This window comes from Porphyromonas levii DSM 23370, from assembly GCF_000379925.1.
GTDB classification, from domain to species: Bacteria; Bacteroidota; Bacteroidia; order Bacteroidales; family Porphyromonadaceae; genus Porphyromonas_A; species Porphyromonas_A levii.
In genome coordinates, this window is the sequence record NZ_KB904258.1 from 1 (window position 1) to 21374 (window position 21374).

A 21374-nucleotide genomic window follows, 5' to 3' on the forward strand; every position below is an offset into this window, starting at 1 on the left:
AGCTAAGACGCATGCACAAAATATACTTGAAGCCATTTGCTACAACATCAAAAGAGCTCCCCAGTTATACCTCAATACATTATTGCAAAATGAAGAAGCCTCTATAAGAGGAGCACTTGTTATGAGATAAGTACTAGAAATCCTCTGTAAAAGCTCATATTTAGAGCTTTTACAGAGGAGAATAATCAAAAAACAAGGCGATTTTTCAAGCTAGACAAGACGAAAATCTGAAAAAAGTCAGTCAAAAACGTCTAAACTCGAATGTGCAACAGTCTCTTTATAGAGGTTCGGGGAGTCTTGATAGTCTGCACTTTCAAAGTTTTATTTTTTTTGGTATCTTTGCGATGGAATGGTTGATGAGAGGACTCTCGAGCAGTCTTCTCATCATTGCATATATGTATTGGTATGGTAGAGGTAAAAGACGTAGAGCAGGCGGTTGGGGCTTTCTTAGAGCAGCACGAGGGGTATTTCCTAGTGCGGGCTGAAGTGAACGCAAATAACCGCATAGAGGTGGAGGTAGATCATGATACCGACCCCGTGAATATCGATACGATAGTAGCGCTTACTCGGCATATTGAGGCGTCGCTAGATCGTGAGCAAGAGGATTTTGAGCTAGAGGTGTCTAGTGCAGGTCTGACCACTCCGTTGGAGGGGGTGAGACGTTACCGCAAGTTTGTGGGGCGTGAGCTGGAGGTGCTTCTGAAGCGTGGTGTGAAGGAAGTAGGTCTTCTAGAGCGTGCGGATGAGAAGGGTTTTGTGCTGGTAGTTACTCGTATGGAGCGCCCCGAGGGGGAGCGTAGAAAGCGCCCTATTGAGCATCGACTGGAGCTCAAGTATGACGAGGTTAAGAAGGCAGTTTATAATTTGAAAGTTTAGCCTATAAACCCCCTTTAGGGGGCTTCCTAGCAGTAATTCCCCCTTTAGGGGGCTAGGGGGCTTGTAATGATAGAGAATATGGCAAGAAAAAAGGAACCGACTATTGTAGAGGCCCTTACGGATTACATGGGTCTGAAGAGTATCGATGAGGATACTATGGTAAAGGTGATGGAAGAGTCTTTGCGTAATGTAATCGCGAAGATGTTCGGCACCGACCATAACTTCGATGTGATTGTAAACCCTCTGAAAGGAGACCTAGAGATGTGGCGCCGCCGTATCGTGGTGCCAGATGGAGAGGTTCAGAACGAGATGCAGCAGGTCTCTCTCTCTGAGCTCCGTGCACTAGGGGAGGAGGATTTGGAGCTAGGTGAGGAGTATATCGACGAGGTGAAGTTCGAGAGCTTCGGTCGCCGTGCCATTCTCAATCTAAAGCAGTCTCTGGCGAGTAAGGTGACCGAGCTGGAGAAGGATACCCTCTATGCCAACTACAGTAAGAGGGTAGGGGAGATGATCAGTGCCGACATCTACCAGGTGTGGAAGAAGGAGGTGCTCCTGATGGATGAGGATGACAATGAACTTATCTTGCCTAAACAACTAGCTATCCCTAGGGATAGGTTTAAGAAGGGTGATCGTATCAATGCAATCATTGATAGGGTCGAGTACAATAATAATAACCCTAAAATTATCCTGAGTCGTGTATCGGATAAGTTCATGGAGCGACTCTTTGAGCGCGAGGTGCCAGAGATTCAGGATGGTCTCGTGACGATTCGTGCCGTGGCACGTATCCCAGGAGAAAAGGCTAAGGTGGCTGTGGAAAGCTATGATGAGCGCATCGACCCTGTTGGTGCTGTGGTAGGTGTGCGTGGTAGTCGTATCCAAGGTGTTGTCGCTGAGCTCTGCAATGAGAGCATCGATGTTATTCAGTGGACCAATAATCCTACGCTTATGGTGCAGAGGGCATTGGCTCCAGCTAAGAATATGAAGGTGAAGCTCAATCTTGAGACGATGCAGGCTGAGGTGCGTGTGCCTCATGATCAGATTTCGGAAGCTATTGGTAAGGGCGGTAAGAATATTAAGCTCGCTGGTATGCTTACTGGCTATGAGATTGATATTTACCGTGACGAGACTCAGGATGTAGATATGACCGACCTCTTCCTTACGGAGTTCGATGATGAAATCGATACTTGGGTTATCGATACTTTCAAGGGGATAGGTTGCGATACAGCGAAGTCGGTACTACGTCGTACTAAGGAGGAGCTTGTGCGTGCTACAGATCTAGAGACGAGCACTGTGGAGAACGTGGTGCAGATCTTGATGACTGAGTTTAGTAATGATGAGCTCCCAAAGGAACAGTATGGCCATCTTCCAGCGCGCGACCCACGTTATTATCCCGTAGAGGACGTGATGGAAGCACCAGAAGATACAGAGGTTGAGGAGGATAAGTAATCAGTAAGAGGAAAGGAGAAAGATGCCCAGCATAAAGATAAGTAAAGTTGCTAAGGAGTTGGGGACTGGTATCAAGTCTATTGTCGATTATCTCAATGATAAGTCGGCAGAAGGTGGATACAATCCCAATAGTAAGCTGACTGACGCAGAGCTCAAGTCAGTAGTGCACGAATTTGGTCGCGAACTATCTGAAGGCGAACGTAAAGCTCTGCTCGATAGTTACTCTGTGGGTGTGAAGACTGAGTCTCAGACTCAGATCTCTAAGTCGGACCCTGCAGTGGAGAAGAAGGTCGCTACCTCCAGCAGTAAGGTGGAGCATAGTGGTCCCAAGGTGCTGGGTAAGATACAGCTGGATGCCAAGGGTAATGTGGTATCTTCTCCTAAGCCTGAGCGTAAGGCAGAGGCTAAGCCTGAACCAAAGGCAGAAGCGCCTAAGGCAGAGGCTAAGCCTGAACCAAAGGCAGAAGCGCCTAAGGCGGAAGCTAAGCCTGAACCAAAGGCAGAAGCGCCTAAGGTAGAGGCTAAGCCTGAACCAAAGGTAGAAGTGCCTAAGGTAGAGGTTAAGCCTGAACCTAAGCCTGAACCAAAGGTAGAGGCGCCTAAGGTAGAGGTTAAGCCTGAACCAAAGGTAGAGGCGCCTAAGGCAGAGGTTAAGCCCGAGCCAAAGGCAGAAGCGCCTAAGGAGGAGGTGAAGACCGAGTCTAAAAAGATTACTTCTCCTGAACTTCTTACAACGCCTGATGTGGGTGTGACTGTGGTCGGTAAGATCGACCTTTCTGCCATTCAGCCTGATCGGAGGTCTTCGTCCAGCAAAAAGCGCGAGCGTAAGCGTATCCGTGGTAATAAGGTAGATATAGAAAAGGAGGGTAAGAAGCAGGAGACATCTCGCCAAGGTCAGAACCAAGGTAAGCAGCAAGGCAAACAACAAGGTAAGCAGCAAGGAGAAACCAAGCGTCAGCGCCCTGGAGATGGTCGCCACAACGATAATAAAGCAGCTCAGAAGCAAGAGAAGGGACGCAAGGCGAAGCGTAAGCAAAAGATGGAGGAGAAGCCTGAGATTACTCAGGAGGATATCCAGAAGCAGATTCGTGAAACGATGGCTGCTATCCAAGGAGGACGCCGTAAGGGTGCCAATCAAGCAGCTAGGTATCGCCGAGAGAAGCGCGAAGCACACCGCCAAGCTGTGGATGCTGAGGAGCAGGCAATGATGGAGGATAAGACGCTACAGCTCACAGAGTATGTAACGGCTAATGACCTCGCCCAGATGATTGATGTGCCAGTCAATGATATTATCATGAATTGCTTCAATCTCGGGATGATGGTTTCGATTAACCAGCGACTGGAGAGGGATACTATTGATCTTATCCTCGATGATTATGGCTATACTGCTGAGTATGTGGAGGCTCAGGTCCTTGATATGATAGAGAAGGAGGAGGATAGTGAGGAGGATTTGCTCCCACGTGCGCCTATTGTTACGGTGATGGGTCACGTAGACCATGGTAAGACTTCGCTTCTCGATGCTATACGTAATGCCGATGTTACAGCTACGGAGGCAGGAGGCATCACTCAGCACATTGGTGCTTATAGCGTGACACTAGAGGATGGTCGTAAGATTACTCTTCTAGATACCCCAGGTCATGAGGCGTTTACCGCTATGCGTGCTCGTGGAGCCAAGGTTACGGATGTTGTTATCATCGTGGTGGCAGCAGACGATGGCGTGATGCCACAGACCAAGGAGGCTTTGAGCCACGCATCTCTAGCTGGGACTCCAATAATCTTTGCGATCAATAAGATTGATAAACCAAGTGCTAATCCCGATAGGATCAAGGAGGAGTTGGCTAACCTCAATTATCTAGTAGAGGATTGGGGCGGTAAGTACCAGAGCCAGGAGATTTCGGCAAAGAAGGGTATCGGTATCCAGGAGCTCTTGGAGAAGGTGCTGCTTGAAGCCGATGTGATGGAGCTCAAAGCTAATCCTAATAAGAAGGCAGTGGCATCGGTACTCGAGAGTACCATGGAGCAAGGCCGTGGCTACACTACGAAGGTATTGGTGCAAGAGGGTACGCTACATGTAGGTGACTTTATCCTTGCAGGAGCCAACTTCGGTAAGGTGAAGGCGCTCTTTAATGAGCGTGGACAAAACGTAAAGAGTGTAGGTCCATCAGAGCCAGTAAAGGTTCTTGGTCTCAATGGCGCTACGCAGGCCGGGGAGGTGATGAATGTGCTTGATACGGAACAGGAAGCGCGCGAGATTGCTACCCGTCGTAGCCAGCTGAAGCGAGAACAGCGCGAGCGTACGCAGCACCTACCATCACTGATGGATCTTAGCCGTCGCATTGCCGAGGGTAATGTACAGGAGCTCAATATTATCGTGAAGGGTGATATGGACGGTTCGGTAGAGGCGCTTTCAGATTCTATCGTGAAGCTATCTACTTCCGAGATTAAGGTCAACGTTATCCATAAGGGTATCGGTGCGATATCCGAGAGTGACGTGATATTGGCAAGTGCATCGGGTGCGATTATTATCGGTTTCCAGGTGCGTCCTGCACAAGGTGCTAAGCGTGTTGCCGATGAGGAGGGTGTAGAGATTCGTACCTACTCGATTATCTATGATGCTCTGGACGATGTCAAGACTGCTATGGAGGGTATGCTATCACCAGAGATTAAGGAGCGTATCACGGCTAATATCGAGGTGCGTGAGACCTTCAAGATTCCTAAGGTAGGCACTATCGCTGGTTGCTACGTGCTGGATGGTAAGGTTTCTCGAAGTGATAAGGTGCGTGTTATTCGCGATGGTGTCGTGGTACACTCAGGCGCACTTGGTTCGCTTAAGCGCTTTAAGGACGATGCCAAGGAGGTAGTCACTGGTCTGGAGTGCGGTCTTAATATCGAGAACTACAACGATGTCCAGGTAGGCGATATCATCGAGGCTTACGAAGAGATTAAGGTAGAGCGTAAGCTCTGATTATTATAAGGGAAACGAATAGTGGGTAGTAAGGGTAGCTGATAGAGTCTGCTATACTTGCTACTCGCTATTTGTTTCCCTTCTTTTTTGCCTTCAAGAGAAATGCATTGGTTAGACATAGTACTCCTTATATTATTGGTGATATCCGCTCTTAGGGGGTATCGCAGTGGCTTTGTGGCTCAAGCAATAGGGCTTGGAAGCGTGGTCCTTGCTTATATTTTGGCAGACCCCGTCTCTCTTGTTGTGATAGACCTATTCGCATCTAAGGGTGTGAGCCTTACTGCGGGATGGATTTCATGGTCGCTAGCTTTCTTGGTGGTGGTGACACTTACCCGTTGGATTGCTCGTTTTTTGCTCAAGGGTGTAGGGCAGATGTTAGGTGTAGTCAATCGTTTGGCGGGTGTGGTACTGTCCTTATTAGTGACCATGATGTTGCTCGTAGTGCTCCTCAATATCTACAGTTCCCTGAGTCCCCGATACGGTTGGGGCGGCATTCCTGAAGCGTGCACAATAGCGCCTGAGATCCAAAAGGTAGGTGAAACAATATTACCTACTCGTCTGTTAATCCAGCAAGGGGTAAGAGAGCACCTAGATCCTAATGGAGTAGAAGTAGCACCTACCGACAGTATATATACAGTAATATGAGTGAGAATTTTGACGAAATAATTGATAAGGTCACCCAGTCGGAATATGAGTATGGCTGGACTACGAATGTAGAGACGGAATATATCCCCAAGGGACTTTCGGAAGATACCATTCGCCTCATCTCTCAGAAGAAGCGAGAGCCTGAGTGGATGCTAGAGCACCGACTAGATGCTTACCGTCATTGGCTTACACTAGAGATGCCCGATTGGGCGCACTTAGATATCCCCGAGATAGACTTCCAGGAAGTGATTTACTTCGCTCAGCCTAAGAAGAAAAAGAGCGCTGACGAGGAGATGGATCCTGAGCTAGAGCGCACGTTCGAGAAGCTCGGGATCCCTGTCAATGAGCGCAAGGCATTGGCAGGCTATGCAGTAGATGCCGTGGTAGATAGTAGCTCTGTCCGCACCACTTTCAAAGAGACTTTAGCGGAGAAGGGCATTATCTTCATGTCCTTTAGCGAAGCCCTTCAGGAATACCCTGAGCTGATCCAGAAGTACCTCGGTACTGTGGTTGGCTACAGGGATAATTTTTTTGCAGCCCTCAATGCTGCGGTATTTTCGGATGGCTCCTTTGTGTATGTGCCTAAGGGCGTGCGGTGCCCGATGGAGCTGAGTACCTACTTCCGGATCAATGCAATGAATACAGGGCAGTTCGAGCGTACCCTGATTGTTGCCGACGAGGGGGCGTATGTCAGCTACCTCGAAGGCTGTACCGCCCCAATGCGCGATGAGAACCAGCTCCACGCAGCAGTGGTAGAGATTATTGCTGAGACCGATGCCGAGGTGAAGTACTCGACAGTTCAGAACTGGTACCCAGGCGATAAGGATGGCAAGGGAGGTATTTACAACTTCGTGACCAAGCGCGGTATTTGCCGTGGCGATCGCTCCAAGATATCTTGGACACAGGTAGAAACAGGATCGGCAATTACTTGGAAATATCCTAGCTGTATCCTTCAGGGCAATGACTCTGTAGCAGAGTTCTACTCCGTGGCAGTGACCAACAACTTCCAGCAAGCCGATACCGGTACCAAGATGGTACATCTTGGGAAGAATACCAAGAGCCGTATCGTCTCCAAAGGTATCTCTGCAGGGCGCAGCGAGAATAGCTATAGAGGATTGGTAAAGATTAGTTCCAAAGCCGAGAATGCACGTAACCATTCTCAGTGCGATAGCCTTCTGATAGGTGATAAGTGCGGAGCCCATACCTTCCCCTACGCCGAGGTACACAATAGTTCGAGCATTATAGAGCATGAGGCAACTACCTCCAAGATCTCAGAAGATCAGCTCTTCTACTGTCAGCAACGTGGTATTCCTGAGGAGGAGGCGGTCGGCTTGATTATCAATGGTTATGCCAAGGAGGTGATGAACCACCTACCTATGGAGTTCGCCGTAGAGGCACAGAAGTTACTCTCGATCTCTCTTGAGGGTTCAGTGGGTTGATAAAATTGATTTAGAATAATATTGATATATGTTGCAGATTAAGAATCTACACGCCAGGATTGAGGATAAGGAAATTCTCAAAGGTGTAAACCTCACTGTAAACTCTGGCGAAGTACACGCTATAATGGGACCTAATGGTGCCGGCAAAAGCACCTTATCCAATGTCCTCACAGGGCACCCTCGCTATGACGTAACTGAGGGTAGCGTGGCCTTTGATGGGCATGACCTCCTAGATATGGCGCCTGAAGAGCGCGCTCATGCGGGGGTATTTATGAGCTTTCAGTACCCAGTAGAGATTCCCGGAGTAAGCATGGTTAACTTCCTCCGTACGGCGGTAAATGCCAAACGAACCGCAAAGGGCGAGCACCCAATGAGTGCTTCGGAGTTCCTAAAGCTTATCCGCGAAAAGCAGAAGCTTGTAGAGCTAAATAGCGAGCTCACGGGGCGCGCTGTGAATGTAGGCTTCTCTGGTGGAGAGAAGAAGCGCAATGAGATTTTCCAGATGGCAGTACTGCAGCCCACACTTTCTATCCTAGATGAGACTGACTCAGGTCTCGACATCGACGCCCTCCGTATCGTGGCTGATGGAGTCAATGCTATGAGGTCGCCAGAAACCTCGTCTATCGTTATCACGCACTACCAGAGGTTGCTCGACTTTATCAAGCCAGATATTGTGCACGTACTACTAGATGGTCGTATCGTGAAGACTGGAGGTCCCGAGCTAGCCCTCGAACTAGAGGAGCGTGGTTATGACTGGATTCGTGAAGAGCTACAGGGAGAGGAGGCATGATGAAGCGAAGCAAACGTAAGGAAGCGCAGTTGGCTCTTGCCGAGAAGTTCCTCTCTCTGGAGCCAGCAAAGAGCGCTCACCCTGTCTTACAAGCCGCTAGGGCTGCCGCTAGGGAGCAACTCGCCTCGGAGGGATTACCTATCTACCGCGAGGAACACTACCAGTACTTCAAGATTGATGAGGCACTATCCCAGGAGTGGAAGATAGAGAGCTCGCCCAGGCTTTCCAAAGAGCAAGCCAGTGGTTACTCATGCCGCCTTACCTACCCTGATGCTCGGCAAAACTATCTCATAGGAGGAGTGGTAGCAGCTTCCGATAGCGCTCAGGACTTCTTTGCTGGTAGCCTCAGTGAGTTCGCCTCTCTCTACCCAGGCGTAGCGGAACGCTATTACGGGCGTATGGCATCTGTCCAAAAGTCTCGCCTTGCCCGTCTCAACACCCTCTTCGTAGAAGACCTCTTCGTCTTCTATCTCCCCAAGGGGACAAAAGTGCAAGCACCAGTGCACTTGATTCACTATGCTACCACGGCAGGCAGAGATGGTGTGCTTACTTTCCCACGTGTCCTTGTGATAGCTGAGGAGGGGGCAGAGGGGCAACTATTGCTCTGTGACCATGATGTCGTAGATACGACTTCCGCTTATGTGGGTGTGGTAGAGATTTATGCCGAGAGAGGGGCAAAGGTGCAGTACTACAATGTTGAGGAGAGTGATAGTCTATCCCTCCGTATCATGGAGACGCATATACACCAAGAGGCGGATAGCCAAGTGCTTATCGATAATATCACCGTACACAATGGGCGTACCCGCAATAATTACTTCTGTGATCTTGCAGGGGAGCACGCCCATCTCGACCTCGATGGACTTGGGGTGTTGGACGATGACAAGGCACTCGACAATTGGTCGGAGATACGACATAGCGTAGCCAATTGTACTTCCGACGAACTCTTTAAGTACTCAATGAACGATACGGCTATCGGTTCGTTTAGTGGAATGATCTATGTCGCTCGTGATGCGCAGAAGACGGCTGCCTTCCAAAACAACCGTAACCTTCTGCTTTCCGATACCGCAAAGATGTTCTCCAAGCCACAATTGGAGATCTATGCCGACGATGTGAAGTGTAGCCATGGTATGACTACTGGGGAGCTAGACGAGCAGGCTGTATTCTATATGCAGCAGCGAGGAATTCCACGTATGGAGGCACGCTTGATACTCACTGTAGCCTTTATGGCAGATGTTCTAGATAATATCGAGTATGAACCGCTACGCCAACGGCTCGTAAACACACTCGATAACCGCTATCGTGGGCTACCTGCTACCTGCAAGCAGTAAGCGACATAAATACAACAACTGAGGGGGCGACATCATCTGGTGTCGCCCCCTCGTTCGTTCATAGGGGTGCGTGATAGAAGAGATGGAGGGTGTACGCCCTTGAAGAGAATGTTGCACGAAGTGCCATTCTCGCCGATTTGCTTGCAAATCGGCTGAGACGTTGCACGGTGGTGAAATACAAGGCACTGAGGCTGACGGGAGCGTGCTCACGTACGTGACCGAAGCCGAATATCGAAAATAACGCAGTAGTTCGCCACCGTGCAACAGTCTCTTGAAGTGTTCGTATCATTCCTCCTAGGCTGATGGCGTTCTACTCATAGCTTGTAGGTAGAGTAGTGAAAGTCCCTTGCGGGAGAGACTGGAGTCCCTTGCGGGAGAGACTGGAGTCGCTTGCGGGAGAGACTGGAGTCCCTTGCGGGAGAGACTGGAGTCTCTTGCGGGAGAGACTGGAGTCTCTTGCGGGAGAGACTGACGGGACTCAGTAGAGTAGTGTTGTATTATTAGGCGAAAGGGAGTGAATAGAAGTGTAATGGTATGTATATCGTGTCCTCCTCTTTATCCTCTAAGCTAGTTGTCTGGTGGGTTTGGTATCGATAGGGCAAAACTTCATTCGGCAGAGAAGCGGGTGAGAATAAGCATATGTGCACCGCCTATGTGCTATCTTTTTCCTTAGTATCCGATGGATTATTCATTAGAAATTCAGTGTAAACGCATTTCTGGATGCTATTCTGTTAATGTGTAAATGTTAATGTCTAGATAGCAAAATACTTGTTATATTGCTTTATTATATTTATCTAAATAATTCATGGTGTGTTTGTTAAAAACTTTTTTATCGTATAGAAATCGCTCTAGAAGCCGAATGTTGTTGTCATGGTGTTAATATAAAGCAAAAACATTTGGCATTATGAAAAATTATTCCCACATTTGCGGTGTGGGTAATCAGTTGCTCTTAATGTTAAATATCTCGGTTTTGGATTTTGAGTTCATTACTTCAGGGGTATTAGGTAGACAAGAATAACTATTATACATATACTGATTTTTTTACTAACTTACTAAAACCTATGAAGCATTTCAACTACTTGACCGCCTTTGCGGTGACGTTGCTTCTTGGCCTATTCGCGTCTTGTACGCCTAAGGACACAGAAGTGGAGGAGGCAACACTGTCTCTATCAGCTACGGCTGTAACTATCGCTAATGCTGGAGGTGAAGCACAGGCTATCACTGTGACTACCAACCAGGCAAAGTGGAACGCTATCTCCAACGTGGAGTGGCTAAAGACCAAAATTGCGGGTAATGCCCTGACTATTGTTGCCACACCTAACCAGAGTGGAGCTGACCGTGCTGCTGAGGTTCTTGTTGTAGCTGGCGCTACTAACGAGAAGATTTCAGTTGTCCAGAGTGCTGCTGACATCGTTCTTGAGGTTTCTCCAGAGAACATTGTAGTTACCAATGCTGGTGAAACTAAGCTTATTAGTGTGAAGAGCAACTCCGCTACTTGGACACTAGATATAGACGAGGCAGCTTCAGCATGGATCAAAAAGACCGTATTCAAGGATTTCATCCAGCTCGACATTGCTCCTAATGATGGTGCTGCTCGTGAAACCAAGATCTATGCGAAGAGCGGTAAGACCCAAAAGGAGATTACTGTACAGCAGGCTGGTATGGGTGGCAATAAGTTCGCACTACCATATCTTGTAGCTGATGCCAAAGAGTATGACCTTATCTCTTACGAGACTAAAAAAGGTAGTTTCTTACTACATTTCGAACCAAAAAGTCCAGGAATGCCAATGTTTGGTGTGCCACCAACAGGAGCGAATTACACATTTGCTACGTCTTCTGAAATGTTCCCATCTGTATATTATTTATTTGATATTGATGTTGATAGGGTTAAGATTATTGAATATCTAGAAATAAAAGAGAACACTAAGAAGCTTGTAGATGAAGGTTTTGTAGAGTTCTTAAAGGAGAATGGCTTTGAGGATGCGAAGTATGACGATAAGAGTAAGCGCATAACCGGTACACATAAGGATAGCCGCTTTACAGTTTCTGCAAAAGACGATCCTAAGATAAAGACTGCCGTTGTGCACTTTATGGCACCAAAGCCAGAGCAAGACAAGGAGTATGCAACTTTTAATGGGTTCCCATATGATAATTCTTCCATGATCGGGAAGCCTGAGTATACAGCTAAAAAGGTAAAAGAGATAGAGGGGAAAGATAATTCTAAGCTTACAGAAGAAGGCGAAGATAAACAAGTTCCAGGTTATATCAAAACACTTACGTATGAGGTTGACAAATCTAAACGCCCTCTATATATACGTCTCTACTTCTTTGATAACAAAACTAAGGGTGCCGACGGGAACCCTCAGAATAATGTGTCAGAATTATTGGTAATTTGGGACAATGTTAACTTAGGAGCTTGGGAGTATAATGGCGGAAAGTACTTCTTGACCAAGGAGTTTGTATCGCTTCTCGAAAAAGAAGGGTTCCAATTCCATAAGGAAGTTGACGGTCTTCAGTTCTACTACCACGCTACTAAGAAGTTGATGGTAGTCCCACGTGGAGCTAAGTTCTCAGACGTCCTTGATGGTGCACCAGTGTTTGCTATTAACTACTTCGCATTTGACGGTGGCTCTTCAGCTGTTACCAGTCAGGGCTGGATTGAGCAGATTGCTGACCGTATTATTAAGCAAGATAGGGCTCTAGGTGCAAAGTAACTGCATCTGCAAGTCGAACCCCATAAACTAGAGTAATGGACTTGCCTCAGAGATTAGTACTTAATTGAAGAGGCGAGTCCTTTCTTTTCTTCTTACTACAAAATAATTAGTATGAAACGAAACATATACCTTCTTTTTACCTTATTGTTGGCAATATGCTGTGCTTCGTGTAAAAATGATCGCTTAGATCAAAGTCAGATTGCAAACAATGATACCGAGCAGGATGCACTGATCTCAGGAGACGGAATAGCAACGCTTAGATATGGGAAACCTATTCTAGGTAAAGTCATCATTAAGATTGCAGAAGAACATCTCAATGATATGCAAATCTCTGAAGACGGGGAGATTCAATTGAGGAGTGTTCCAAGTATGATGAGTACTGCACTTAATAAGATAAATGCTTCGAAAGCTGAGCGCTATTTCCGTATTGATCCCCGCTTCGAACAAGAAAAGCGTGATATGGGAATGCATTTATGGTACGAGGTAACCATAGACGAAAGTACGGATATGGTTATGGCACTGCAGACGCTTAGTCAGGTACCAGGAATCGAATGTGTGGAATATGAGCCTGAGATGATGATGTTGGGAGAACCAATAGTACCTTACTTCTTGGGGGATTATCGAAAAAGAGATGTTAAGTTGCCTTTCAATGATCCTAGATTGAAAGAGCAATGGCACTATAACAATACAGCCTCTGCCAATGGATGGGAAATGGGTGCAGACGTAAATTTGTTTAAAGCTTGGGAGGTAACCACAGGCAAGGCAGATGTAGTCGTCTGTGTAGTAGACGGTGGCGTGTCTCTAGAGCATGAGGATCTAAAGGATAATCTATGGATCAATGAAGCCGAATTACATGGAGAGAAGGGAAAAGATGATGATGGTAATGGGTTTATAGATGATATCTATGGATATAACTTTGTAAATGAGAGTGGAACCATAGTCCCAGATGCGGGTTATCATGGGACTCACGTGGCGGGAACTGTCGCAGCACGTAACAACAATGGTATCGGCGTTTGTGGTGTTGCCGGAGGAGATCATAGTAAGGCCGGGACTGGCGTCCGTATAATGTCTGCCAATGTATTTGCTGGAAAGAATCAAGGAGGTTTTGCAAAAGCAATTGTGTATGGCGCTGATAATGGGGCTCTGATTTCTCAAAACTCATGGGGTAATAGAGTCCCTGGACCTACACCAGGAGCGACAAAGGTTGCTATTGATTACTTTAGAAAAAATGCAGGTAGAAATGCTAAATATCGCCCTAATGCTTTGATGGAAGGGGGCGTTGTTATCATTGCTGCAGGTAATGACAGCTCTGAAGAGAGGTATGCCCCAGGGGAGTATGAACCGGCTATAACCGTAAATGCTATGGGTCCGGACTATAAGAAGGCTGGTTACTCTAATTACGGTACGTGGACAGATATTACTGCACCTGGTGGAAATATAGATAGATATGGAACAAAGGCAGGTGTCCTCAGCTCTGTAGGGAAAGCAGAATATGATTTTTATCAGGGGACTTCTATGGCTTGCCCCCATGTCTCAGGTGTTGCAGCTCTAGCGATCTCAGCCCATGGAGGTCCGAATTTTACAGCTAAGGAACTAGAGGAAATTCTTTTGGCGTCTGTTCTTCCTGTGGATATCGATGAGATGAATCCTGAATATGCAGGAAAGCTTGGTTCTGGGTATATTGATGCTTACCAAGCAGTAACCATTAAGAATAAGCATAAGAACCCTGATACGCCAAAATTCTTGTCAGAGAAATCTAAAGGGGATAAATTCCAAGAGATAACAGTATATTGGCAAGTGCCAAAGGATGAAGATGATGAAACCCCATCTAAGTATCGTTTGTATTGCTCAAAAGAGCAACTAACAGAAAGTAATTACGCCACTGTAGGTCAGCCTCTTGGTAATGCATCTGGTTATGTCTCTGCAATGGGTCGTGCTGTTGGTGATGAAATAAGCTATACTGCTTCATACCTTGATCATTCTTCTACCTACTATTTTGCACTAGTGGCAGTTGATAGATGGGGCTTGCAGAGTAAGCCAACCTTTATGACCGCTAAGACTAAGACTAATAATCTTCCTGTTATTAGCAATATTCCTAAGGAGCCTATTGTGCTTCTTGATATCAATGGAAGTACTGACTATCTACTAGAAGTTAATGAGCCTGATGGACAGACTTGGAAGTTCAAGACATCAGGACACACATCTGGAGTTAATTGTACCAAGACTGACAAGGGTATTAAGGTGAGCATCCGTCCAGTGCTCTCTGAGGGAGAGTATAAGTTCTGTGTTGAGGTTGTCGATGAGCTTGGAGGAAAGAGTACTTATGAAGTTCCATTCCGCATTGTAAGTGTCGACGCTCCAGAGATTACATCGGCTCTTCCTAGTGTACTGATAGGTGTAGAGAATGAGCCATTGACTGCTGATCTATCAAAGAATGTCAAGCCACAAGGCATGCTAAAGCATACCTATAAGGCATCCTCTAGCAATGGTACTGTAGCTTCAGTTACCGTTGAGGGTTCTAAGGTTACCGTAAAGGGTCACCAGCCAGGTAAGGCTACTATCAATGTCACTGTATCTAATGGTTACTATGAGACACGTACGAGCTTTGATGTCTCTGTGACTAAGAATAAGGACAACGATGTATATGCCGTTTGGCCTCTACCTCTGAAGGATAAACTCAATTTCTGGGTTAAGCCAAATAGTGGCAAGCCTGTAGTGACTATCTCAACTCTAGCAGGTGAGAAGGTAATAGATCGTGCACTCCTAGTGGATCACGAGGGTATGGCTTCAGTGCCGGTGAAGAGCTTGGCTCCTGGTAGCTATCGCCTAAGGGTAACTGCTGGTGGTAAGGAGGCACTCAATCAGGTGGTACAGAAGAGATAATCCTGAAGTTTGATTAATTGATTATAGAATGTTATGAATAATAGACAAATCTTAGGTGCACTTTGTGTACTTGCGTTATCACTTCTTCCTGCTCTTCCTCTTCGTGCACAGAGTAGCCGTGTGCTCCCATTCTTGGAGACTCCTACTGATGCACGTGCAGCTGCTATGGGTAATGCTACTCTACTTAAGACAGATCGTAATTACCTCTATACTAATCCTGCCTCTATTTTTAATGATGATATCCGGCTCACGGTTACGGCTACGGGTCTTACGCACATGATGCCTAAGGATGATTATGTGAAAGGGAACCTTATGCTCGGCTCTGTAACCGCTGGATACCGTTTCCTAGATAGGCATGTAGTATATGCCGGATTTAGGTATCAAGGGGGTCTACAAATAAAAGGTGGTATCAGTGAACAGTGGGGTACCAATAAGCGCTTTACCTCTCCTTTCGACTTTGCGGTAGACCTCGGATATGCCTTTAGGATTACCGATGCTCTTGCTGCTTACGCTACGGGAAGCTTTATCCAGAGCTACACCGGTAGGGCTGCTTATGCTGGAGCGTTTAGTGTAGGTGCCAACTATCTTCTTACCTTCTCTGAGGCTACAGACCTTAACCTAGCTGCTAGGGTAGCGGACTTAGGTGCACCTATCTACTATAGCAAGAAGGATGCTTATGCAATGCCTAGCAATGCTCAGCTAACTGCCGACTTCGGTCACGCATTTAGTGACGACCATAAGGTACGTGCTGCTGTGGGTGCGAAGTACTTCTTCCTCCCTGCTAAGGCTCAGGTATTCCAGACCAATCTAGGTGCTGAGTATACGCTCTATAACCTTGCTAGCCTTCGTGCAGGTTTCCAGTATGGCACTAAAGATACTAGCCTCTGGAGTGCAGGTGTAGGTTTCGCTTATCGTGGTGCTAAGCTCGACTTGGGTTACCTAGGTGCACTTAATCAGTTTGCAGCAAATAAACTCATGCTTACATTGTCATTTGACTACTAAGTTATAGTCTCAACAGAGGGTGTGTTGAAATACCACTCCTCTAAATGATAAGTATCATTTGTAAAGAACAACTGCTACCGTCAAGTTATTACTTGATGGTAGCAGTTGTTCTTTACAGAGTCAAGGGGTGTAGACCATTAATTTGAAAGAGACTGTTGCACGGTGGCGAACTACTGCGTTACTTTCGACATTCGGCTTCGGTCACGTACGTGAGTACGCTCCCGTCAGCTTAGTCTCAGTCTCAGTGCCTTGTATTTCACCACCGTGCACCGTCTCAGCCGATTTGCAAGCAAATCGGCGAGAATGGCACTTCGTGCAACATTCTCTGAAAGGACTTTTCTCTTCATTGTCTATTTTTACACTCCCTCTTTATTTCTTTAGGCTGACTTTTACTGCGTCATAGAATCGCTTGGTATCGGCATCAAGGAAGATCGCGATAACTTCGCAATTCTCGAGATTGAACCTATTCGATGGCGTTAGGTTCTGTGGTGGATACCACTCATCTACAGGAGGTAAGTCGTACACTTTAGAATGGTTGATCCCGAGGGCATACGATTCTCCCCACGCTCCATTAAGCGTCCCTCTTAGGATATGATTATGCTCATAATCTGTACTAACCCCAGCTTGGAACCCTCGCATTTTATTTTGTACCACCCAGAAGAGCACGTTCATCTTTGTTGGTAGAATTGCCTTGCTCGCCTCATCATAGGGTTGAGACTTACAAGAAACCTTCACACGCTTGCCGTCTAGTAACTCTACCTTCAAAGAGGAAGAAAGGGTTGGTTTCTTATTCACCTCTTCTCTAGTGGCATAGCCTCCATTGTATGTGATGGGCACATTATTGACATAGATGCTAGGGAAGTAGGGAACCCCACAATGTTTATAATAGGGATTTATGATATCACCTCTAGGTATCAGCTCTTCATTAACCGTATAATAGCCATAGGAGTGGATACTTACAAGTATCAGATTGGGATGCAACTCTTTGGAATAATCATTTAAATCCCTCAATCTGCTGATACAAGCAGGACATCTTTGCCCTGTAAAGTCTACTGCTACGACATTTGACTTCGCATTCCCACCAGTAGGAGGCGTAGGGGCAGGCGGATTGTCGGGTATTGGTTGCTCCTCAGGTGGAGTGGGCTTCTCCTCAGGAGGTGTCACTGACGGAATATCTTCTTTCACAGAGGTAGGGTCATACTCAAATACGTAAACCCAGTGTGCTATCTCCTTCTCCTTGTTCTTTATGGACATACGAACCCGATAAGTATCTTTCTTTGCTGGGTTCTTCAAGCCAAAATGCAACGTAATATTGTCTTTTTCATGGGGTGTGTACTTCGGGTTATGGTACTGTTGCTGTAGACCAGTTAGTGCTGAACAATTATCCAAGCAGATACTAACAATCCCAGAATTGGTGTCATCCTTGTGGTCCATCTTCTCTGCAAGCACATCCAGTACAATACCCTTAAGTTGTTCCTCCTTTAAGCCTGCTACAGTTACCACAGGTGATTCTAGCTCTACGATGCCATTGTTTAACTTCTTACCAACAGTGGCTTTTAATTCTTTCCCAGAGGCTATAGGTTGGTTGTCGAGGTAAAACTTTATCTCAGTCTCCTTAGGCTCGGGTTTCTCTTCCTTCTCTGTTTCGGCGTCATTCGAGGTTATACCCGAACCAAGTGGCGCAATGGCTGCTTCATAGATTTCGTCAGTCTTCTTGTTGTAGAGAAAAGCAATAACCTTGGCATTCTTCACCTCCTTTACCGACTGTGGCAACTCCGTAGTTACAGAGCGTGTCTCCCCAAGCTGGTAGTCTGCCTCCGTAGTGAGTGCATCCCTAAGTACATTGTGGTGCAGAAACTTCGGCTCTACTTTATTGCCTACCTTTTGTGAGGCATAGATGTCCTCTACAACCCAGACCGCCAAGCCAACCTTCTCGCCTTTATCCTGAGACGAGAGCTTCGTACCACGTACCGTGAAGGTTACCTTACGCCCTTCTACTGCACCAATCTTTACCTCTACTTGGTGGGTAGCTTTCTGCTCCAGTGCCTTTTGGATGAGAGCCGTCCAAGCACTTCTATCATCAGAATATCGCTCCTTAGCACTCCCGATTGGTAGCCTATTGATCATCACCCCAGGTACAACACTGGGGATAGCGAACTTCTCGGCACATTTATCAGCGAGAGCCGACTCTAGTGTAGCCTCAGTTTGCTTCGTGCGCTTAGCGTGCATTTCCACTGTGATTACATTGGGCGCATACTTCTTTGATACCTCTTGGAGAATCTTCGCAGCGGTGGGGCAATTGATACACAGCTGACCTGTGTACTCCTCTACCAAGATGGTCTTCCTTTGCTGAGGGAGTTCCTCTTTCTCCTCTTCTTTTGGAACCCATCGGTCTTTGCTATCTACCTTCTGTGCACATCCCCATAGGACACCACCCAGTAGGATAGAAAGGACTACGAAAGCCCAAATACTATTCAAAAATCTCATATCTTCAAAATGTAACGATTATATATCAAAGTTGTACGATAGATAAACTCCCTGAGTAGCTGGCATCAAGCGGCATACTCCGCCAGAGCAATTGATACCTTCCCTGGTCTTGCCATAAGAGAGCTGTAGCCTGTGTGCCCCAAACGAGCCAGCTATGCTTCCCATATAGAAGTGCTCCTTAGTGGTTCCGATATTCCACTGATCGCTAAGGGTAACCATAATATGAGGTAGTATAGAGCACTCCACAAGCCCAAACACCCAGTCTCCTTGTGCTTGCTTACTCATCAGGTACTGCAGCTCCGAGCGCAAGGTTACCTTGGACGATAGTTTGTTCTTCCCCTCGTAGATAAAGATATTGCTGGATACCAAGTCCCCATTGATGGCATGCCCCTCAATCGCTTGCTGGTTATACAGCTGGTTGGAATACCCGAGAGAGAAGGTATAGGTAGGAGAGACTTTCTTCTTGATGTCTAGGTCTATACTATGGTATAGAGGTCCTCCCATTCCGAAAAACGAACTACTATATCCGTCGCTACCCATGATGCTAGGGTCTTGCGGGTTGCTTTCCCATTCAGGTTGCTCCCAAACTCTCTGTATATCCCTTACGACAGAAGCCGTGAGCTTGATATCGGTGCCGTACCTGCCACCGAGCCAAGAGCCTTTTTCTAGCTTTGTTGCAAACTGACCCTGGAAGCTCCACTCCCCTTTGGGCTGTGTAGCATAAGGATAGAGGGCAGCGAGCGAGTAGGTCTGTTGCTTAGTGAAAGGTTGGAGGAAGTTGATACGCATATCGTTTTGTGAGGCACCTCTATCCGAACGGAAGTCGAAGTTCTCACTTCTCCTCGCGCCTATGAATAGACTATTCTTGCCCCAAATATAGCTGGCAGTCAGCATAGCCACAGAGCCTCTACGGAAGATATAGTTATTCCCTCTGCTAGGATCAGCACCCTTTGCAGCATACTCCATATAAATATTGAGGTCTTTATAGGCAACCGCCATCCTACTAGCCCAAGCCCCGACAGTCTCAGGGAGTACCAACGCCATGGTTTGCCCATCTCTGATCTGCGTAATCTCTTCTTTGCGCTCATACTTAGCTACGTACGAGCCACCGAATCTCAGGAGCACTCCATGGTCTGTGGTGCCGAGTAGATCGCCTACATTCAGCTCCATATCGCCCCCACCCAGAGCTCCTCTATCAGGGTTCCAGACCTTCCACCCACGGTCGAAGTGGTTGCGGTGCTGACCTGCTACCAGTTTGATAGAGAGTAGATCTCTAAAGTTATATGCCAAGCGACCGCCACGGATAGAGTTATCGAGCCCTAGGCTACGATCCTCATAAGAGCGCAAGACTAAGCCACTGCCAAACTGGTCGTACACATCGCCCAGAGTAGCTTCCCAAGACTTGTATTGCCCCGTGAGCGCTACATAAGGAATGCCCCAACCTTTATTGGTTTCGAAGCCAGGTAAAGGGCGAACCATCTCTTCTAGTCTCACCCCTAGGCGGATATACTTATTGTGAATCTGGGTGGTCAGATAGTTGACCCCATGATAGCGATTGGAGGTTTGTTCAGGGCTTGTAGAATAATGGAGATCCGATTGGATGCCCAAGTTGACCTGCCATTTATTGGCATCCGTCTCCTGACCATACGAAATGCCGTACCAGCAGAGGCACAGTGCAACGCCCTCTAATACACGATTCAATAGACTATTAATCTTCATTTGTTAGCGGATCTAATGGCTTTGATAATCTCCGACTCTCCGCCCTCTACATAGCCTGTCTTTCGTAGGATTATTTTGCCCTTTCCATCTAGCACGATGACATTAGGCACTACATTCACACCCATAGCTCTTTTGAGCTCAGTATTGGTATCCAGAAGTACAGGAAACTCCCAGCCATGTGCGTGCACCACTGGTTTGACCTTAAACTCATCAGACCCTTCATTGATAGAAATAGCATAGAGCGTGACGCCCGTCTCGTCTTGCCAATCTTCGTACACCTCCTGAATGGCATCTAGCTCTCTAAGACAAGGTTTGCACCAAGTTCCAAAGAAAGAGAGAATTACAGGCTTCCCTTTTTCGAGGAAAGAGGCGGTTGAGACTGTTTTCCCATTCAAATCCTTTAGCTTAACCACCGGTAAGGACTGAGCCATTCCCTGAAGTGAGACAAGACAAAAAGCGATGCACAATACTAACTTCTTTGATAACTTTTTTCGCAAATCCATCTGAGTTTCTATCTAACAAGTAAAAAACGACTATAACTACCCTGAAGAGCACAAAGCGCTCTAGTAGTGTAATAGAGGGCAAATATAAGAAAAATGGTATAGAAAATATGCCATCGTTAATAAAAAATATGGAGATGCGCCCGAATACTGTCTAAAAAGCGGTAACCCATGACTACCAAAGACGTCCCCACCACTACTATCGAACGACAATAGCTATAGTGCATTTCACCCCTCTATAGCCTACTGACTGCGGCTTGCGGGAGTAGTGAAATTTATTCCTAGGAATAAATTTATTTTTCTCTAGCCTAGATTCCGCAAAGTATGCGTTAGCCCCTGATTATTAGTAGGTGGCGCTATTGATAATTAAAGCCCTGTATTCAAGGAGAATACAGGGCTTATGTCCAGATTTTTTTGTATCTTTATGTTCGTATAGATATTACAAAAAATTATAGAGGACTTGTTATGGCAAAGGTACAATTTATTAGCACAAATCGCAAGACTGCAATCGGGGGAGCTCAATTTTTCATCTCATATTGGGAGAAAATAGGCATGTCGGGACTGATTAACAAGCAGTTAG

At 46.6% G+C, this 21374-nt stretch carries 15 protein-coding genes; 10 read left to right on the forward strand and 5 right to left on the reverse strand.

Annotated features, from left to right (window positions below; all coding sequences use genetic code 11):
• Window positions 1-405: 405 nt before the first annotated feature.
• The 7 genes from rimP (at window position 406) to sufD (ending at window position 9489) form a co-directional block, all read left to right on the forward strand.
• Window positions 406-876, forward strand: coding sequence for a ribosome assembly cofactor RimP (gene rimP, locus A3GG_RS0106290; protein ID WP_018358464.1), 471 nt, complete (start codon window positions 406-408; stop codon window positions 874-876).
• A gap of 78 nt (window positions 877-954) precedes the next feature.
• Window positions 955-2322, forward strand: a complete 1368-nt coding sequence (nusA, locus tag A3GG_RS0106295) for a transcription termination factor NusA (RefSeq protein ID WP_033408521.1) — start codon at window positions 955-957, stop codon at window positions 2320-2322.
• Between the two features lie 22 nt (window positions 2323-2344).
• The gene (infB, locus tag A3GG_RS0106300) at window positions 2345-5287 is read left to right on the forward strand and encodes a translation initiation factor IF-2 (protein ID WP_018358466.1); all 2943 of its coding nucleotides are present in this window, start codon (window positions 2345-2347) and stop codon (window positions 5285-5287) included.
• Window positions 5288-5389: 102 nt separating this feature from the next.
• A complete protein-coding gene (locus A3GG_RS0106305; protein WP_018358467.1) occupies window positions 5390-5932 on the forward strand; it encodes a CvpA family protein in 543 nt (180 codons plus the stop codon).
• Complete coding sequence (gene sufB, locus A3GG_RS0106310) at window positions 5929-7371, forward strand: Fe-S cluster assembly protein SufB (RefSeq protein ID WP_018358468.1); 1443 nt, start codon at window positions 5929-5931, stop codon at window positions 7369-7371. The genes A3GG_RS0106305 and sufB overlap by 4 nt, the downstream gene beginning before the upstream one ends.
• A gap of 28 nt (window positions 7372-7399) precedes the next feature.
• Window positions 7400-8161 carry a Fe-S cluster assembly ATPase SufC gene (gene sufC / locus A3GG_RS0106315; protein WP_018358469.1) on the forward strand — a complete coding sequence of 254 codons (762 nt, stop codon included), beginning with the start codon at window positions 7400-7402 and terminating at the stop codon, window positions 8159-8161.
• Window positions 8158-9489, forward strand: coding sequence for a Fe-S cluster assembly protein SufD (gene sufD, locus A3GG_RS0106320; RefSeq protein ID WP_018358470.1), 1332 nt, complete (start codon window positions 8158-8160; stop codon window positions 9487-9489). Before sufC ends, sufD begins: the two co-directional genes overlap by 4 nt.
• 58 nt (window positions 9490-9547) lie before the next feature.
• Here sufD and A3GG_RS13405 read toward each other — a convergent pair whose 3' ends face one another.
• The gene (locus A3GG_RS13405) at window positions 9548-9778 is read right to left on the reverse strand and encodes a hypothetical protein (protein WP_156808694.1); all 231 of its coding nucleotides are present in this window, start codon (window positions 9776-9778) and stop codon (window positions 9548-9550) included.
• 772 nt (window positions 9779-10550) lie between these two features.
• On the opposite strand from A3GG_RS13405, the gene A3GG_RS0106325 reads away from it, so the two are divergent.
• The 3 genes from A3GG_RS0106325 (at window position 10551) to A3GG_RS0106335 (ending at window position 16088) form a co-directional block, all read left to right on the forward strand.
• Window positions 10551-12203 (forward strand): BACON domain-containing protein, encoded by a 1653-nt coding sequence (locus A3GG_RS0106325; protein ID WP_018358471.1) that lies wholly within the window; start codon window positions 10551-10553, stop codon window positions 12201-12203.
• A 111-nt stretch (window positions 12204-12314) separates the two neighbouring features.
• The gene (locus A3GG_RS0106330; RefSeq protein ID WP_018358472.1) at window positions 12315-15086 is read left to right on the forward strand and encodes a S8 family serine peptidase; all 2772 of its coding nucleotides are present in this window, start codon (window positions 12315-12317) and stop codon (window positions 15084-15086) included.
• 33 nt (window positions 15087-15119) lie between these two features.
• Window positions 15120-16088 carry a PorV/PorQ family protein gene (locus tag A3GG_RS0106335; protein ID WP_018358473.1) on the forward strand — a complete coding sequence of 323 codons (969 nt, stop codon included), beginning with the start codon at window positions 15120-15122 and terminating at the stop codon, window positions 16086-16088.
• A gap of 224 nt (window positions 16089-16312) precedes the next feature.
• Here A3GG_RS0106335 and A3GG_RS13965 read toward each other — a convergent pair whose 3' ends face one another.
• From A3GG_RS13965 to A3GG_RS0106350, 4 genes are read right to left on the reverse strand one after another with little or no spacing between them, the layout of a single operon-like run.
• On the reverse strand, window positions 16313-16435 hold the full coding sequence (locus A3GG_RS13965) for a hypothetical protein (protein ID WP_282705040.1): 123 nt from the start codon (window positions 16433-16435) through the stop codon (window positions 16313-16315).
• 22 nt (window positions 16436-16457) lie between these two features.
• Entirely contained in the window at window positions 16458-18575 is a 2118-nt protein-coding gene (locus A3GG_RS0106340) for an Omp28-related outer membrane protein (protein ID WP_018358474.1), read from the reverse strand.
• An 18-nt stretch (window positions 18576-18593) separates the two neighbouring features.
• On the reverse strand, window positions 18594-20294 hold the full coding sequence (locus A3GG_RS0106345) for a DUF6029 family protein (protein WP_018358475.1): 1701 nt from the start codon (window positions 20292-20294) through the stop codon (window positions 18594-18596).
• Complete coding sequence (locus A3GG_RS0106350) at window positions 20291-20725, reverse strand: peroxiredoxin family protein (protein ID WP_018358476.1); 435 nt, start codon at window positions 20723-20725, stop codon at window positions 20291-20293. Before A3GG_RS0106350 ends, A3GG_RS0106345 begins: the two co-directional genes overlap by 4 nt.
• Between the last annotated feature and the right edge of the window lie 649 nt (window positions 20726-21374).

Bases quoted from the DNA above. Each gene is read 5' to 3' on its own strand.
- rimP (WP_018358464.1), top strand. From the start codon at position 406: ATGGTAGAGGTAAAAGACGTAGAGCAGGCGGTTGGGGCTTTCTTAGAG.
- nusA (WP_033408521.1), top strand. From the start codon at position 955: ATGGCAAGAAAAAAGGAACCGACTATTGTAGAGGCCCTTACGGATTAC.
- infB (WP_018358466.1), top strand. From the start codon at position 2,345: ATGCCCAGCATAAAGATAAGTAAAGTTGCTAAGGAGTTGGGGACTGGT.
- A3GG_RS0106305 (WP_018358467.1), top strand. From the start codon at position 5,390: ATGCATTGGTTAGACATAGTACTCCTTATATTATTGGTGATATCCGCT.
- sufB (WP_018358468.1), top strand. From the start codon at position 5,929: ATGAGTGAGAATTTTGACGAAATAATTGATAAGGTCACCCAGTCGGAA.
- sufC (WP_018358469.1), top strand. From the start codon at position 7,400: ATGTTGCAGATTAAGAATCTACACGCCAGGATTGAGGATAAGGAAATT.
- sufD (WP_018358470.1), top strand. From the start codon at position 8,158: ATGATGAAGCGAAGCAAACGTAAGGAAGCGCAGTTGGCTCTTGCCGAG.
- A3GG_RS13405 (WP_156808694.1), bottom strand. From the start codon at position 9,778: ATGATACGAACACTTCAAGAGACTGTTGCACGGTGGCGAACTACTGCG.
- A3GG_RS0106325 (WP_018358471.1), top strand. From the start codon at position 10,551: ATGAAGCATTTCAACTACTTGACCGCCTTTGCGGTGACGTTGCTTCTT.
- A3GG_RS0106330 (WP_018358472.1), top strand. From the start codon at position 12,315: ATGAAACGAAACATATACCTTCTTTTTACCTTATTGTTGGCAATATGC.
- A3GG_RS0106335 (WP_018358473.1), top strand. From the start codon at position 15,120: ATGAATAATAGACAAATCTTAGGTGCACTTTGTGTACTTGCGTTATCA.
- A3GG_RS13965 (WP_282705040.1), bottom strand. From the start codon at position 16,435: ATGAAGAGAAAAGTCCTTTCAGAGAATGTTGCACGAAGTGCCATTCTC.
- A3GG_RS0106340 (WP_018358474.1), bottom strand. From the start codon at position 18,575: ATGAGATTTTTGAATAGTATTTGGGCTTTCGTAGTCCTTTCTATCCTA.
- A3GG_RS0106345 (WP_018358475.1), bottom strand. From the start codon at position 20,294: ATGAAGATTAATAGTCTATTGAATCGTGTATTAGAGGGCGTTGCACTG.
- A3GG_RS0106350 (WP_018358476.1), bottom strand. From the start codon at position 20,725: ATGGCTCAGTCCTTACCGGTGGTTAAGCTAAAGGATTTGAATGGGAAA.